The following is a 13,616-nucleotide window of genomic DNA, read 5'->3' as shown; positions in this document are numbered from 1 at the left end:
CCTTGAGCGAACGTTTCATTACCGCTGCGCCTGCGCCGGAAGCCGAGGACCTGCTCAAGCGCTTCATCGACCTCGCCCATCCGCGCCTCGGCACGGAAGTCACCTACGCCACCGATGACTTCTTCGCCGACAAGAGCCGGATGATCCAACCCGAAGCGCCGGTCTTCTTTCCCGACCGCTTCGACGACCACGGCAAATGGATGGACGGATGGGAATCCCGTAGAAAGCGCGTGCCCGGCCACGACTTCGCGGTGGTGAAACTCGGCCAGCGCGGGCGCATCGCGGCCGTCGATATCGACACCGCCTTCTTCACCGGCAACTTCCCGCCCGAGGCCATGCTGGAAGCCTCCGATTCGGTCGAGGAGCCGCAGGATGGGGAATGGACCACGCTCGTTCCCCGGTCGCCGCTCCAAGGCAACTCGCACAACATCTTCGAAACGGACGCGTCCCTGCCCTGGCGCTGGCTGCGCCTTCACATCCACCCCGATGGCGGCGTCGCGCGGCTGCGCGTCTACGGCACGGTCGCCAAGGACTGGTCTCTCGTCGGCGAGGACAAGGTGGTGAACCTTTCCGCGATCGAGAACGGCGCGACCGCCATCGCCTGGAACGACGCGCATTACGGCCATCCGGCCAACATGCTGGCGCCGGGTCGCGCAGCCGTCATGGCGGACGGCTGGGAAACGGCCCGCCGCCGCCGGCCCGGCAACGACTGGTGCGTGTTGAAGCTCGGCACGGCCGGAACGGTGGAGCGCATCCATATCGACACGCGCCATTTCAAGGGCAACTTCCCCGACCGCTTCACCCTTCGCGCGGTGCGCACCGACGCGGACATAGGCCCGGCCGAGATCGAGGCGGCGAGCGCCGCATGGCCGCTGCTTCTGCCCGAAACCAAACTTTCCGCCGATGCCATCGCCGAGTTCGACGGCCCCCAAGCGCTCGGGCCCGTCAGCCATGTGCGGCTCGACATCTTTCCCGATGGCGGCGTGTCGCGTTTGCGGCTCTTCGGCCGAAAGGCGCGCGTTTGACGCGCCCTCTCGTCGTCGAACCCCTGACGATCGAGGCGTTCGAGCCTTTCGGTCAAGTGATCGAGCCGGATGCCGCGCGCGAAATCCGGCTCATCAACGGCGGCACCACGACGAGATTCCACGACCTCGCGGACGTGGATGTCGGGGCGGAGGGCGGGCGGGCGCTGATCTCGATCTTTCGCGGCAAGCCGCATCGCCTGCCCATCACCCTTTCGATGATGGAGCGCCATCCGTTGGGTTCCCAAGCCTTCGTGCCCCTTCACGACGAGCCGTTCCTGGCGGTCGTCGCCCCGGATGAGAACGGGCGACCCGGCACCCCGCGCGCCTTTCTGTGCGACAACCGGCGCGGTGTGAACTACGGCCGCAACGTCTGGCACCACCCGCTTCTGACACTCGGCCGAGTGCTCGATTTCTTGGTGGTGGATCGCGGCGGTGAAGGCAGAAATCTGGAAGAAGCCGACTACGAGACGGGCTTCGTGATCGACACCATCGAGCCGCGTTAACCCCAAGCGCAATCCGTGGTTGGGCGAACCCCCATTCGCGCTTAAGTTTCCTTTAACGGCTTTGGAGGAATCAAGCGCGATGCAGGATCGGCGGGCCAAGCAGCGGCGACGGGTGTGCCTCGAAGGGGCGGTATCCAACGACCTTTATCACCCTTCCAAACCGGCCCGCATCCGCAACCTGTCCGAAACCGGGGCCGAAGTGGTCTTGAACGAGATCCTTCCCCCTTCCGGTCAGATCGCCTTTTCCTTGAAGCGCGAGGGCGGGCATATCCGCGAGGCGACGGTCGTCTGGCAGAAGGACGGGCGCGCCGGCCTCCGGTTCGCCAGCGCCGACAATGTCGACGACGAGTTCTCCCGGCTTCTGCGCAAACGCATCGTCTGATCCCTCAAGCGAAGCGCCGCACGACACGGCGCGAAGGGTCGAAGCTCTCGTCAACCGCGCCTCCGGTGCCTTGACCGAGAATGCCGAGCGGGTTCTCGATGAAAATCCGGCTCATGCGGCCGCCTGGAGCGCCGGCAGCCCGCCCTTCTCGCAAAGAAAGGCGAGAACCTCGCAGAGGCCCGCCCCCCGCGACAGATCGGTGAAGACGCAAGGGAGCGCGCCCCTGCCCTTGGCGGCGTCCGCTTCCATCCGCGCCAGATCCGCGCCGACATAAGGGGCAAGATCGGTCTTGTTGACGAGAAGAAGGTCCGAGCGCGTGATCGCCGGGCCGCCCTTTCGCGGGATGTCGTCGCCTTGGCAAACGGAAATCACGTAGATCGACAGGTCCACGAGGTCGGGAGAGAAGGTCGCCGCGAGGTTGTCGCCCCCCGATTCCACCAGAATCAGGTCGAGATCGGCATGCCGGGCGCGCAAGGTCGCGATGGCCGCGAGATTGATCGAGGCATCCTCGCGGATGGCCGTATGCGGGCATCCGCCCGTTTCGACACCGATGATGCGGTCGGCGGACAGGGCCTGACGACGCATCAGGGCTTCGGCGTCCTCCACCGTATAGATGTCGTTGGTGACGACGCCGATCGACCACGTGTCGCGCGCGGCCTTGCAGAGCTTTTCCACCAGCGTCGTCTTGCCGGAGCCGACGGGACCGCCGATGCCGACGCGCAAGGGGCCGTTCTTGGAGCTCATGAGCGAAAGAGCCTCGTTCTCAAGGTTTCGTGCCGCATGGCGGCGATGTCGGAGGCGATCGCGGCCGAGCCGAGATCGTCGAGCGTCGAGGCTTTCGCCAAGGTCACGACGCGCAGGATCACCGGCTCCAGGCCGTTCAGGATGCGCATGGCTTCGCGCTGGCCGAGCGGCACGAGGCGCGTCGCGGCCCCGAGAAGGCTGCCCGCAAAGGCATGGGCATAGGCGACGAGGGCGGGACCGAGGGGAACATCGCCCCGCGCCGCAGTGAAGGCCACGGCAACCGGATAGGGCGCGGCGGGCGCGGCGTTTTCCCAGGGCGCGACGGCCTCGGCGAAGGCTTGGCCGAGCGACAGCGTTTCCAGACGGCGCTCGGACGATCCGGCGAGAACGGAGGCGAGTTCGGCGATCCCGGCGAGTTCCTCCGGGTTGTCGGAGGCCCGGAAGGCGGCAGCGAAGAGAACGAGGTCGTTCCAGCCGCTGCCGGCTTGGAGAAGAAAGGCGATCCAGTCTTCGGTATCAGTGCCGTTTCGCACCCAGCCTTCCGCGATGCACGCTTCCAAGCCATGCGACCACGCGAAGGCGCCGACCGGAAATGCCGGCGACAGCCATGTGGCGAGCTTCAGAACCGCTGCCGGATCGGCATGGGCCGCCTCGTCAGCCATGGTGGGAATGGGCGGCGGTAAGCGATCTCGCCTCGTCGCCGTGAGAATGATGTCCGTAAGCGCCGCCTTCGGGATCAAAGGGCGCGTCGACCTCCTCCACGATGGCGCGCAGCCCCTGCAGCATCTCGCGGATCACGGGTTCGCGCCGGATCAGGATATGGTCAGACAGGATCTGCGCTGCTTGGTGGCGATTGCCGAGATGCCAGGCGAGGGTCAGGAGGTGCGCAGCGTTCTGGCCGCGCACAGCGTAAAGCGGCTCGGGCTTGGCGACGACCTTCACGACGCGGCCGTCGTCCAGAACGACGCCATCGCCCTCGCGCAGGAGGCGCGCACCCGACAGGTCGAGCAGAAAGGCGATGCCGTTATCCGACACCATGGCCATGCGACGGCGATGGCGCTGCGTTTCGTCCAGCGTGATCGTGTCGGCGGCCTCGAAGGCTTCGTGCCTGTCGCGGATCGTCTCGGCGCGGATCATGCGGCCTCCGGAAAGAAGTCGGAATCGAGGATCTGTTTGATCTTGAAGGGGCAGGAAGCAGGGAAGACGCTCTCCGGCAGGCCGGTTTCGTCGGCCGCCTTGATGCGGGCGAGACCGTAGGCGCTTTCCAACGCGCAGCTCGGAAAGCCACGCAAACTCGGACTGTCTTCGATGACCATTGCCATCCGCTCGCGCTGCGTATCGATGGTCGACCGCCAGCCGCTTTTCCGTTTTTCCGGCTCATACCGCCATTTCAGAAGATGAAGGGCGATCACTCGAAGCCGGCTCCGGATCTCGCGCTTCTCGCTGGCTCCCACGCTTTCGATTTCCTCCGCCGTATTTTGCCAGTCGATATCGCCGCGATTATCGAAAGCGGCGCGTGCCCGCAGCTTCGCCGCCTGATCCTGGGTCCAGGCGTAGAAGTCTTCCTCGTAGAGATCGGGCTTCTTCAGGGGCTCGGCCATGTCGTCAGGCCTCTGGAAAGAAATCGGGATCGAGAATCTGTTCGACCGTGAAGGGGCAGGAAGTGGGGAAGGTATCCTCCGGCAAGTCCGTTTCGCCCGAAGCATTCAAACGTGCCGAATGATATTCTTCCGCCAACAATGTTGCCGGATAGGACCGCAGACTTGGATTGTCGTTCAATTCCCGCGCAAGTCTCTTTCGCTGCTCGGCGATCGTCGCTTTCCAGCTTCTTGAACGTCTTTCGGCTTGGAAACGCCATTTCAGAAGATGGACGATCAGAACGTTGAGGCGAGACTCGATTTCTCGTTTGACGGAACGTCCCAATGTTTCGATCTCATCCACGAGATTGTCGATGTCCAGGCGCCGGAAGTCGCCTTCCCTCAGCCTTTTCGCCTGATCCTGCGTCCAGGCGTAGAAGTCCGTGTCGTAACCGGCCTGCATGGCCGGTTCACTCTTCGAGCGGGAAGAGGCGCCGCCAAATCGGGAGTCGGGTTCGAGTTCAGCCGCTACGGCGTCGATGAGTTTGAGAACCATCGTCGGCTCCTTGTCGGACAGCCTCATAGATAGGCCTTCGACCCTAGAACATGAAATAGCGCTGCGCCATCGGCAGGACGGTGGCGGGTTCGCAGGTCAGGAGTTCGCCGTCGGCGCGCACCTCGTAGGTTTCCGGGTCGACCTCGATCCTCGGCGTCGCGAAATTGTGGATCATCGAGGCCTTGGAGATGCCGCCGCGCGTGTTCTCGACGGGCAGGAACACCTTCTCGCAGCCAAGATTCGCGCGCAGACCATCGCCGAGCGCCGCCTGAGACACGAAGGTCGCGCCCGTCGCGCCGACCGCCTTGCCGAAGGCGCCGAACATCGGGCGGTAGTGAACGGGTTGAGGCGTCGGGATGGAGGCGTTCGGGTCGCCCATGGGAGCTGCCGCGATCATGCCGCCGAGAAGCACCATCATGGGCTTCACCCCGAAGAAGGCCGGGTCCCAAAGCACGAGATCGGCGCGCTTGCCGACTTCCACCGAGCCGATCTCCTTCGACATGCCTTGGGCGATGGCCGGGTTGATCGTGTATTTCGCGACATAGCGGCGGGCGCGGAAATTGTCGTTGTCGCCCGTTTCTTCCGGCAGCCGGCCGCGCTGGCGCTTCATCTTATCGGCCGTCTGCCAGGTGCGGATCACCACCTCGCCGACGCGGCCCATGGCCTGTGAGTCGGAGGCGATGATGGAAAAGGCCCCGAGATCGTGGAGGATGTCCTCGGCGGCGATGGTTTCCTTGCGGATGCGCGATTCGGCGAAGGCGATGTCCTCGGGGATCGCGCTGTCGAGGTGATGGCAGACCATGAGCATGTCGAGATGCTCTTCCAGCGTGTTCACCGTGTAGGGGCGCGTCGGATTGGTGGAGGATGGCAGGACGTTCGGCAGCCCGCAGACCTTGATGATGTCCGGCGCGTGTCCCCCGCCCGCCCCTTCCGTGTGGAAGGCGTGGATCGTGCGCCCTTTGAAGGCCTCCACCGTGTTCTCGACGAAACCGGATTCGTTCAGCGTGTCGGTATGGATCATCACCTGCACGTCGAAGGCATCGGCGACGGAAAGGCAGCAGTCGATGGCGGCGGGCGTCGTGCCCCAGTCCTCGTGGAGCTTCAGGGCGCAGGCGCCGGCCCGCACCATCTCCTCGATCGCGCCCGGCAAAGACGCGTTGCCCTTGCCCGAGAAGCCGATATTCATCGGCAACCCGTCCACCGCCTGGATCATGCGGGCGAGGTGCCAGGGGCCGGGCGTGCAGGTGGTGGCGAGCGTGCCGTGCGCCGGCCCGGTGCCGCCGCCGAGCATCGTCGTGACGCCGGAAAACAAGGCTTCCTCCACCTGCTGCGGGCAGATGAAGTGGATGTGGCTGTCGAAGCCGCCGGCGGTGAGGATCTTGCCCTCGCCTGCGATCGCCTCCGTACCAGGCCCGACGATGATGGTGACGCCCGGCTGCGTGTCGGGATTGCCGGCCTTGCCGATGGCGTGGATGCGCCCGCCGAGAAGCCCGACATCGGCCTTGTAGATGCCCGTATGGTCGAGGATCAGCGCGTTGGTGATGACGGTGTCCACCGCCCCTTGCGCGCGTGAAAGCTGCGACTGGCCCATGCCGTCGCGTATCACCTTACCGCCGCCGAACTTCACCTCCTCGCCATAGGTGGTGAGGTCCTTCTCGACCTCGATGAAGATTTCGGTATCGGCGAGGCGCACCTTATCGCCGGTGGTCGGGCCGAACATCGCGGCATAGGCGGAGCGGGCGATCCTGGCGGGCATGGCGGTTCTTCGTCCGGGTTCGAGCGGTGCAGTGCGGCGTGCCGGTTTGCGGCGCGATAAACGATCGGAGCGCATCGCCGCGCCTTTGTCAAAGCCGCCCCGGCTTCCTATATCGAATGGACGCCGCCGCGATCCCTCATTGGTCGAAAGGCCGCTTCGCATGAAAGCCGTTCTTCTTCTCGCAGGGTTTCTCGTCCTGCCCGCTTCCTACGCCTCGTCCCAGGCCTTCGATCCCGGACCCGGCTTCATCGTGCCCGGCTCCTCCATGTCCGGCGCGCGCATCGACGGCGCGCCGCGCACGCGAACGACGCCGGCCATCCCCAACGCGCCGATCTTCGGCGACACGGCGGCCGAGCGCTATTACGGGCGAGAGTTCGACGACAGCTACCTGCGCCCGAAAGTGCCGCGCCTCGCGCCCGAGCGTTCCAACGAAGCGGTGACCACCGAAGGGCGATCAGACCTCAACATCGTGAATTCGGGAGAGTTCGCGACAGGAGGCCCGAACGCCATCGGCTCGTCCTCCGTCACGCGCGGGTCGAGCTTCAGCCGGGGCGGTCGGGCGCGGATCGCGCCGAATCGCTAGACAGACGCGCCGAAACCCGTTCACCTTTCGCCCAACGGCAACCGATGCGCCGCTCGGTGGTTCGTCAGTTCAAACAAACTCGAAAGCGCCGATGGGCGCTTCAAGGAGATCACCATGGCAAGCGGACGGAGCATCCTGATGGCGGCCGCCCTTTTCGCGGCAACGGCACTGCCGGCGGCGGCCCAGCTTTCGGGCGGCGTCGGCGGCGGAGGTGGCGGTGGGTCGGTCGGTGGGGGATCGGTCGGTGGCGGCTCGGCTGGGGGCGTCGGCGGTGGCGGTGGCGGCACGAGTGGCATCGCCACGCCTTCACCCGTTTCTCCGAACGTGACCAGCGGGGCGGGCGCTTTGTCCACTGGCGCGGGGGCAACCACCGGTTCCGGCGCGGCGAGCGCAGGCGTCGGCACCAGCAGCGCAGGAGGCGGAGTTTCGGGCACCGCCGGCGCGGGCGACACCACGGGCGGCGCGATCAGCGGCGACAACGCCAATTCCGGCGGCAGCACGGCGACCAGCACGCAGTCCACCGCCACGGCCGGCCAGACCAATCTCAATTCGGTGAATGCGAGTGCGGTGGCGCAGTCCGGCAATCCGAGCACGGCTTCCGCCACCGGCGCGACCTCCATCGGCGGCGCGAGCGGCACGACGATCGGAAGCGGTCAGACGGGCAGCAACGGCAGCGTGGCGGGCGCGGGACGACCGGAGGACTTCCGCATTCCGACGCCGCCCATCGGCGTCGATCTCGGCAGCATCCGGGGCGCGCTGGACTCGCAGCCAAGCGCGACGCCCTGATCTTCAGCGAACAAGGGCGCCCGTTACAGGGCGCCCATCACCTTCGCGTTGAAGCCGTAGACATGTCGGCGCCCGCCCAAGGGCACCAGCGTGACTTCGCGCGTTTGCCCGGGCTCGAAACGCACCGCCGTGCCGGCCGCGATGTCGAGGCGGTGGCCGTGTGCCGCCACGCGATCGAAGGCGAGCGACGGGTTGGTTTCGGCGAAATGATAATGCGAGCCGACCTGCACGGGCCGGTCTCCCGTGTTCGACACCTCGATCAACAGGGTCGGCGCACCTTCGTTCAACACGAGGTCGCCGGGCGCGGTGATGATTTCGCCGGGAATCATGCCCGATCAGCCGACCATCAGGGCGATGCCGGCCACGGCCGTGCCGGCGCCGAGAGCGCGGGCGAGCGAGGTGCCGAGCTTGCCGCCGCGCGCCAGGACGAAACCAAGACCGATGCCAGCGCCGTGAAGCAGCGCGGTGGAGGCGACGAAGCCGATGCCGAAGTCGAGAGCGCCCGCCCCGCCGAGTTCCGCCGCATGGGCGATGCCGTGGAACAGCGCGAAGACGCCGACCACCCCGATGCTCGCCGCCAGCGGCAAACGGGCGGACGCGGCGACGAAAAGGCCGAGCGCCAGAACGGATGCCGCGATCATCGGCTCCACGAAGGGCAGCGAAACGCCGGCAAGGCCGAGCACGAAGCCGAGAAGCATGGTGCCGACAAAGGCGGCAGGCACGAGATAAACGGCGCGCCCGCCGATCTGCGCGGCCCAAAGGCCGACCGCGACCATCGCCAGAATATGGTCGAGGCCCGTCAGCGGATGCGAAATGCCCGCCATGACCGAGCCGTGTTCCGCCGGGTTGAGATGGGCGAAGGCGGGAGCGGCGCCGGCAACAAGGGCGGCAGCGGCGACGGCAAGGCGTTTCAGCATCGAATCCTCTTGAGAACTATCGGCACCCCGGTTTGGGTCGCGCCGTTCACATCATGATGATGGGCGGGTTTCAACCGCCTGTCAAAGCGTCTCGGACTCGCCCTTCCCGTCGACCGCGGACGGAGTTGCAAACCTGTCGCCCCATCTCAGCCTTCGCGCCGCGGCGAAGGCTGCCTTGTCGCGCCGGGCGACGCTTGTCATGACCGATGTCCCCTCCGGGCGGCAGAGCTTGAAGGCGATGGCGGCCTTGCCGGCCTCTGGCGGCGCGATGATTCGCGGCAGGCGCGCCGTTTCGGCAAAGCCTTGCCGTGCGGCGACGAGATAGGAAAAGCGCTCGTCCTCGAAGGGCAGCGCCGCGCCCTTCACGGCCATATGGGCGCGGCGGCGCGGCAACCGCTCGGAGAAATGGCACCAGTCGGGCGCCACCAGCGGACAATTCTTCTCGTGCGGACAGGGCGCGAGGATATGGGCCCCATCCGCGACGAGCCGGCCTCGAGCCGCCAGAATACGGGCATAGCCCTCAGGCGTGCCCGGCTCGATGATGACGAGGAGCCCGTCCGTCGCCGCAAAAAGGCGCGCCGCCAGTTCGCCTGCCCCCGCCCGATCGAATTCGGCGAGGACGTAGCCGAGAATGGTCAGGTCGAAGCGGCCGAGATCGAACGGCAGGGCGGAAAGCTCGGCCTGGCGTTGCGAAAGCTCGACCGCGAGAGGCGATGCGAAATCCCGTCCTATCGCCAGAAAGGCGGGATTGTGATCGACCTGCACGAGGGCGTCGGCATCCGGCCAGAGATGAAGAGCGGCAAAGCCCGCCGTGCCGGGGCCGGCCCCCGCATCGCAGATGCGGCTTGGGTGGAAGCCCGGCAGAAGCGCTTCCACTTCAGTGAAAACGGCGGTTGCCGCCGCGAAAGTCGCGGGCATCCGCGCCGTGGCATAGGCGAGCGCATCGCCCTCGCCCTTGACCACGCCGCTCGACGCACGGCCGGCACGGTAGGCCGTGCTGATGCGGGCGGAGCGCTCGTGAAGGTCGCCCCGTCCGCGCCCTTCGAGACGGCGGTCGAGCGCTTCCACCAGCCATGACGGCATTTCAGTCATGCTGCTTCGGGTTTGCTTTCGTTCAGCGGATCGGGTGGTGGACGGTCACGAGCTTGGTGCCATCCGGAAAGGTCGCCTCCACCTGGACGTCGTGGATCATCTCGGCGATGCCTTCCATGACTTGCGCGCGCGTCACCACATGGGCGCCGGCTTCCATCAGGTCGGCGACGGAGCGCCCGTCGCGCGCGCCTTCCACCACGAAGTCGGTGATGAGGGCGATGGCTTCGGGATGGTTCAGCTTCACGCCGCGCGACAAGCGCTTGCGCGCCACCTCCGCCGCCATGGCGACGATGAGCTTGTCCTTTTCCCTCGGCGTCAACTGCATGAATCGAACCCTTCAACCTCTCAAAGCGACCATACGCGCGGAAGCGGGCCCTTGGCGAGGGCCGCGAGAAGCGGCATCAAGCGCTTGCGCAAGGTAAAGCCGCTCGGGGCCGCCAGCCGCACCACGAGAAACCCGTCCACGACACTCGCGCCGCCGGTGTCTCCGACGAGATCACGGGCCGCTTCCAGATCCGCGCCGCCCTCGGGGATCGTCGCGAGAATCGTGGCGAAGGCCCGCATCTCGCCGAGCGCGGCACGCCGCGAAGCGAGCGCTTCCACACTGCCCTCGATCCGCGCTTCTTCGGCAAAAACGAGACGGCCGTTGCGGCGCACGCGCCAGGAGTCGCGAAAGAGCCCCTCGCGCACCACCTCGCCCATCAGCGCGCGGCCGAGAATGACGCTTTCACTGATGAGAAGACCGGCCCCCGGCGCCAGCTCGATGTCAAGATTGCGCCGAAGGCGGCCGCCGTCGAAGAGAATGGTTTCCTGGGGCAGGAAGGCGAGGTGCCCGCCCTCCCCCACGCGAAGGCTGGTTGCAACGCGCGCGTCGCCGGAGCTTGCCCGATAGATCCGCTCGGCGGCCTGCGTGGTGACGGTGAGAGCCGCGCCATCCGCCGCCTCGAAGCTTTGCTCGATGCGGTCGCCACCGGTCAATCCGCCGGATGTGTTGATGAGAACGCCCTCCAGCCGCCCGTCCGGCAGCCGCGGAAAGCGCAGCTTCAAGCAACCGGCCTGATGGAGACGCTTCAGCCGCGTGACCGGCGGCGCGCCGTCGTCGACCGCCACGCGGGCGGCGACGCGCCCGAAGGCGCGCTGCATCGGAACCGGAGCGTGCACCGAGCCCGGCGCGAGACTCATACCGGCTCCAGCGGCTGGGCAGGACCTTCCGGCAGTTCCACCGCGACGCGATCGCCTTCGCGAACCTCGCCGCCGGCGAGAACCACGCTCATGACGCCGGCCTTGCGGATGAGATTGCCCGCCGCATCCTTGTCGAGAACGGCGTGCATCAGACCCGATTGGAAGCGGTCGATCTGAACGCAAGGATTGCGCAGGCCCGTCAATTCCACGACGGCCTCGGCCCCTAAGTGAAGCCGCGTCCCGCGCGGCAGGGACAGAAGGTCGAGGCCCTGCGTCGTGACGTTCTCGCCGAGATCGCCGGCGCCGACGGCAAAGCCCTTGTCGGCGAGTTCCGCGAAGAGTTCTTCGTGGATCAGATGGACCTGACGCAGGTTCGGCTGCGAAGGATCGCGGCGAACGCGCGACAGATGCTGGACGGTGCGGCCGGCATGGGCATCGCCCTCGACGCCGAGCCCCGCCAGGAGGCGCAGGCGCGGCGCGCGGATCTTGCTGAAGCGATGCGTGCCATCGACGCTGAGCGCCGTCACCCTGCCCATTGCCCATGCCCCTTCCGTGCCGTTCGCCCCGGTCTTGTGGACCATCGTTCGGGAAGAGGGCAAGGGCCTGCGAAAAGCGCCTTACGGAAGGTCGCCTACTCGGCCGCGTCCAGCATGTCGGTGGCCTTGCGAAGTTCGCGCCCCGGCACGCCGCCTTCGGCGAAACGCTTGCCCGCCAGCGCGATGTCGCCGGGACCTGCCAGGAAGATGCGGGTCTGGGGCAACAGGAAGTCCAGGAAGACGGGGTCGACCATTTCGGCATGAACCAGCGTTTCCACGGTGGCGTTGGCCGGCACGTCGAGCTGCTTCACGAGAAGCAGGGTGGAGCGGCGGTGGCGTCCGGCAAACCACGCGGCGATGGAATCGGACGTCACTTCGTGATTGTCGCGCAGTTCCGCGTGCTGCAGCGAGGCGCCCGCCGGCATCCAGACCGGAATCTTGCCGTCAGTGAAAGCAGCCTCGATCTCTTCGATGCTGGATGCCGTCACCATGCGCGTGCCGAGGCTTTTCAACGCATAGCCGAACTGCTCCATCGCCAGAATGGTCATGGCATGGGCGGCGGTCTCGTCGTAGCCGATGCGAGATTGATAGCGGCGAACCGTATTGGCGAAGGGACCGCCACCGGGAATGATCACCACATTGCCGGTCGCCTTCTCGACGGCCTCGATCCATCGCGCGAAATCGGGCGAACTGGCCGAACTACCTCCCAGCTTGACGACGACGACATTATCCATGAGCAACCCTTCGCGCCGCCAAGGCGGCGCCTTTCACGCATCACAGGCGCGGCACTACCAGTCCGCACAACCGAAGGCGGCAATCCGCCCCTCGCCTTTCATCGTATGGCGATAATGGGGCAAGCCGCAACAGCTTCGATCGGTTCCAGCAAAATTGCGGACAATCGTCGCTGCGCTGCGGCAAATCCTCGTGGCATTATCAACGGTTGCGGAGAATTTCGATACCGAAGCTTCCTGAACCCAGATCCAGCTTTTCCACGCGAATGCGAACCGAGACAACACGCGGATCGGCCAGAATCATGGCGGACAGGTCCTCGGCAAGCGTTTCCACGAAATCGACATGCGCGCCGTCGGTGAGAAGCGCGATGGCATCGGCGATGAGGTCGTAGGAATAAACGCCTCCCATGCCGGCACAAGCACCGGCGCAAGGAACATCGACTTCCACGCTGAAGCGCACGCGTTGGCGACGGCCCCGCTCGTGGCCGTAGGCGCCGATCTCCATTTCCACCACATGATCGCGCAGGAAGATGCGGTCGGTGGATCCGGCAATGCCCGCGGGCTCAACCGAAATCAGTGACGCGATGTCGCGCACGGCGTCGCTCGTCAGCGCGCCGTTTCGTCGAAGACCAGTGTCGAATAGGAGAGCCTCGGGAGAAAGAACACGAAGGCGCGGCACGTCGGGCGCTTCCAACGCGCCGCCAAGAAGAACCGGCAAGCCTTCCGCGCGCATCGCGTCGATAAGCCGGCGCAGTTTTGGCAAACCCAACCGTGCTGGAAGCCCGCCGGCGCTTTCGTCGGCCAGGTCGATGAGAACGTCTGCGAAGCCAGCTTTCGCCAGAACCGCAGGCGCTGGGGCGTCTTCCAGCCCGTCATTGGCGAAGATCACGGCGATGCGCTCCGGCCGCTGCGCCATCGCGTCGAGGCGCGAGCTCGCTTCCTCCAACGGTATCGCGACTTTCCCGTGAACAACCACGGCCAGCTTGTCGGCGACTGCGATAGCCCGTGCCGCTTCCCGACCAAAATCGGCATCCAGGCGAAGCATGATCGCCGCTCTTCCGCCCGCCCTTGCCGCAATTTCTTCAGCCGCCTCCACGTCCACCGACAGGATGGACGCGCCGCCGAGGATCGCCTCCTCGGCTTCCGCACCGTTGCGGACATGGACGATCAGGACGGGGGCCATGGCTTTGCGGGTCCTTGCGATGGCGCGAACGGCGCTTTCACCGGGCATCGTCTTCTCCTAAGG

19 protein-coding genes are annotated in these 13,616 nt (G+C 66.2%); 5 read left to right on the top strand and 14 right to left on the bottom strand.

The genetic code is table 11. The annotated features are described in order from the left end of the window. Positions 1–2: 2 nt before the first annotated feature. From alc to F9929_RS14175, 3 genes are all read left to right on the top strand, one after another. Positions 3–1,025 carry an allantoicase gene (alc, locus tag F9929_RS14185; protein ID WP_152047237.1) on the top strand — a complete coding sequence of 341 codons (1,023 nt, stop codon included), beginning with the start codon at positions 3–5 and terminating at the stop codon, positions 1,023–1,025. Next, positions 1,022–1,528: an ureidoglycolate lyase gene (locus F9929_RS14180; RefSeq protein ID WP_152047236.1), complete on the top strand. Its 507-nt coding sequence runs from the start codon at positions 1,022–1,024 to the stop codon at positions 1,526–1,528. Before alc ends, F9929_RS14180 begins: the two co-directional genes overlap by 4 nt. A gap of 79 nt (positions 1,529–1,607) precedes the next feature. Further along, positions 1,608–1,910, top strand: a complete 303-nt coding sequence (locus F9929_RS14175; protein WP_152047235.1) for a PilZ domain-containing protein — start codon at positions 1,608–1,610, stop codon at positions 1,908–1,910. A gap of 111 nt (positions 1,911–2,021) precedes the next feature. On the opposite strand, the gene ureG is transcribed toward F9929_RS14175, so the two are convergent. From ureG to ureC, 6 genes are read right to left on the bottom strand one after another with little or no spacing between them, the layout of a single operon-like run. Beyond that, positions 2,022–2,654 carry an urease accessory protein UreG gene (gene ureG, locus F9929_RS14170; RefSeq protein WP_152047234.1) on the bottom strand — a complete coding sequence of 211 codons (633 nt, stop codon included), beginning with the start codon at positions 2,652–2,654 and terminating at the stop codon, positions 2,022–2,024. Then, positions 2,651–3,316, bottom strand: coding sequence for an urease accessory protein UreF (locus F9929_RS14165; RefSeq protein ID WP_152047233.1), 666 nt, complete (start codon positions 3,314–3,316; stop codon positions 2,651–2,653). The genes ureG and F9929_RS14165 overlap by 4 nt, the downstream gene beginning before the upstream one ends. Further along, the gene (locus F9929_RS14160; RefSeq protein WP_152047232.1) at positions 3,309–3,791 is read right to left on the bottom strand and encodes an urease accessory protein UreE; all 483 of its coding nucleotides are present in this window, start codon (positions 3,789–3,791) and stop codon (positions 3,309–3,311) included. Before F9929_RS14160 ends, F9929_RS14165 begins: the two co-directional genes overlap by 8 nt. Further along, positions 3,788–4,255 (bottom strand): DUF29 domain-containing protein, encoded by a 468-nt coding sequence (locus F9929_RS14155; protein ID WP_152047231.1) that lies wholly within the window; start codon positions 4,253–4,255, stop codon positions 3,788–3,790. Before F9929_RS14155 ends, F9929_RS14160 begins: the two co-directional genes overlap by 4 nt. A 4-nt stretch (positions 4,256–4,259) precedes the next feature. After that, entirely contained in the window at positions 4,260–4,814 is a 555-nt protein-coding gene (locus tag F9929_RS14150; RefSeq protein WP_235919309.1) for a DUF29 domain-containing protein, read from the bottom strand. Between the two features lie 16 nt (positions 4,815–4,830). Beyond that, on the bottom strand, positions 4,831–6,543 hold the full coding sequence (ureC, locus tag F9929_RS14145; RefSeq protein WP_152047230.1) for an urease subunit alpha: 1,713 nt from the start codon (positions 6,541–6,543) through the stop codon (positions 4,831–4,833). 160 nt (positions 6,544–6,703) lie between these two features. Between ureC and F9929_RS14140 the strand changes: the two genes are divergently transcribed. After that, positions 6,704–7,126 carry a hypothetical protein gene (locus F9929_RS14140; RefSeq protein ID WP_152047229.1) on the top strand — a complete coding sequence of 141 codons (423 nt, stop codon included), beginning with the start codon at positions 6,704–6,706 and terminating at the stop codon, positions 7,124–7,126. Positions 7,127–7,240: 114 nt separating this feature from the next. Continuing rightward, the gene (locus tag F9929_RS14130) at positions 7,241–7,912 is read left to right on the top strand and encodes a hypothetical protein (protein WP_193227765.1); all 672 of its coding nucleotides are present in this window, start codon (positions 7,241–7,243) and stop codon (positions 7,910–7,912) included. Between the two features lie 23 nt (positions 7,913–7,935). Here F9929_RS14130 and F9929_RS14125 read toward each other — a convergent pair whose 3' ends face one another. The 8 genes from F9929_RS14125 to F9929_RS14090 form a co-directional block, all read right to left on the bottom strand. Beyond that, complete coding sequence (locus F9929_RS14125; protein ID WP_152047227.1) at positions 7,936–8,241, bottom strand: urease subunit beta; 306 nt, start codon at positions 8,239–8,241, stop codon at positions 7,936–7,938. A 6-nt stretch (positions 8,242–8,247) separates the two neighbouring features. Beyond that, positions 8,248–8,829, bottom strand: coding sequence for a HupE/UreJ family protein (locus F9929_RS14120; protein WP_152047226.1), 582 nt, complete (start codon positions 8,827–8,829; stop codon positions 8,248–8,250). 81 nt (positions 8,830–8,910) lie between these two features. Next, positions 8,911–9,921, bottom strand: a complete 1,011-nt coding sequence (locus F9929_RS14115; RefSeq protein WP_152047225.1) for a small ribosomal subunit Rsm22 family protein — start codon at positions 9,919–9,921, stop codon at positions 8,911–8,913. A 22-nt stretch (positions 9,922–9,943) separates the two neighbouring features. After that, positions 9,944–10,246: an urease subunit gamma gene (locus F9929_RS14110; RefSeq protein ID WP_152047224.1), complete on the bottom strand. Its 303-nt coding sequence runs from the start codon at positions 10,244–10,246 to the stop codon at positions 9,944–9,946. Positions 10,247–10,266: 20 nt separating this feature from the next. After that, positions 10,267–11,103 (bottom strand): urease accessory protein UreD, encoded by an 837-nt coding sequence (locus F9929_RS14105; RefSeq protein ID WP_235919307.1) that lies wholly within the window; start codon positions 11,101–11,103, stop codon positions 10,267–10,269. Beyond that, positions 11,100–11,639 carry an MOSC domain-containing protein gene (locus F9929_RS14100; RefSeq protein WP_152047357.1) on the bottom strand — a complete coding sequence of 180 codons (540 nt, stop codon included), beginning with the start codon at positions 11,637–11,639 and terminating at the stop codon, positions 11,100–11,102. Before F9929_RS14100 ends, F9929_RS14105 begins: the two co-directional genes overlap by 4 nt. 95 nt (positions 11,640–11,734) lie before the next feature. Then, positions 11,735–12,373, bottom strand: coding sequence for an amino acid kinase family protein (locus F9929_RS14095; RefSeq protein WP_152047223.1), 639 nt, complete (start codon positions 12,371–12,373; stop codon positions 11,735–11,737). 199 nt (positions 12,374–12,572) lie between these two features. Further along, entirely contained in the window at positions 12,573–13,601 is a 1,029-nt protein-coding gene (locus F9929_RS14090) for a dihydroneopterin aldolase (protein ID WP_152047222.1), read from the bottom strand. Positions 13,602–13,616: the final 15 nt, after the last annotated feature.

The sequence above is a fragment of the Aureimonas psammosilenae genome, assembly GCF_009176975.1.
Classification (GTDB): Bacteria; Pseudomonadota; Alphaproteobacteria; order Rhizobiales; family Rhizobiaceae; genus Plantimonas; species Plantimonas psammosilenae.
The sequence above is the reverse complement of the archived record's forward strand: the minus strand, read 5'-3'. Positions and strand labels throughout refer to the sequence as shown.

What these genes read in the sequence shown, in the direction of transcription:
- F9929_RS14175 (WP_152047235.1), top strand. Translation starts at nt 1,608, where the DNA reads ATGCAGGATCGGCGGGCCAAGCAGCGGCGACGGGTGTGCCTCGAAGGG.
- ureG (WP_152047234.1), bottom strand. Translation starts at nt 2,654, where the DNA reads ATGAGCTCCAAGAACGGCCCCTTGCGCGTCGGCATCGGCGGTCCCGTC.
- F9929_RS14165 (WP_152047233.1), bottom strand. Translation starts at nt 3,316, where the DNA reads ATGGCTGACGAGGCGGCCCATGCCGATCCGGCAGCGGTTCTGAAGCTC.
- F9929_RS14160 (WP_152047232.1), bottom strand. Translation starts at nt 3,791, where the DNA reads ATGATCCGCGCCGAGACGATCCGCGACAGGCACGAAGCCTTCGAGGCC.
- F9929_RS14155 (WP_152047231.1), bottom strand. Translation starts at nt 4,255, where the DNA reads ATGGCCGAGCCCCTGAAGAAGCCCGATCTCTACGAGGAAGACTTCTAC.
- F9929_RS14150 (WP_235919309.1), bottom strand. Translation starts at nt 4,814, where the DNA reads ATGAGGCTGTCCGACAAGGAGCCGACGATGGTTCTCAAACTCATCGAC.
- ureC (WP_152047230.1), bottom strand. Translation starts at nt 6,543, where the DNA reads ATGCCCGCCAGGATCGCCCGCTCCGCCTATGCCGCGATGTTCGGCCCG.
- F9929_RS14140 (WP_152047229.1), top strand. Translation starts at nt 6,704, where the DNA reads ATGAAAGCCGTTCTTCTTCTCGCAGGGTTTCTCGTCCTGCCCGCTTCC.
- F9929_RS14130 (WP_193227765.1), top strand. Translation starts at nt 7,241, where the DNA reads ATGGCAAGCGGACGGAGCATCCTGATGGCGGCCGCCCTTTTCGCGGCA.
- F9929_RS14125 (WP_152047227.1), bottom strand. Translation starts at nt 8,241, where the DNA reads ATGATTCCCGGCGAAATCATCACCGCGCCCGGCGACCTCGTGTTGAAC.
- F9929_RS14120 (WP_152047226.1), bottom strand. Translation starts at nt 8,829, where the DNA reads ATGCTGAAACGCCTTGCCGTCGCCGCTGCCGCCCTTGTTGCCGGCGCC.
- F9929_RS14115 (WP_152047225.1), bottom strand. Translation starts at nt 9,921, where the DNA reads ATGACTGAAATGCCGTCATGGCTGGTGGAAGCGCTCGACCGCCGTCTC.
- F9929_RS14110 (WP_152047224.1), bottom strand. Translation starts at nt 10,246, where the DNA reads ATGCAGTTGACGCCGAGGGAAAAGGACAAGCTCATCGTCGCCATGGCG.
- F9929_RS14105 (WP_235919307.1), bottom strand. Translation starts at nt 11,103, where the DNA reads ATGAGTCTCGCGCCGGGCTCGGTGCACGCTCCGGTTCCGATGCAGCGC.
- F9929_RS14100 (WP_152047357.1), bottom strand. Translation starts at nt 11,639, where the DNA reads ATGGGCAGGGTGACGGCGCTCAGCGTCGATGGCACGCATCGCTTCAGC.
- F9929_RS14095 (WP_152047223.1), bottom strand. Translation starts at nt 12,373, where the DNA reads ATGGATAATGTCGTCGTCGTCAAGCTGGGAGGTAGTTCGGCCAGTTCG.
- F9929_RS14090 (WP_152047222.1), bottom strand. Translation starts at nt 13,601, where the DNA reads ATGCCCGGTGAAAGCGCCGTTCGCGCCATCGCAAGGACCCGCAAAGCC.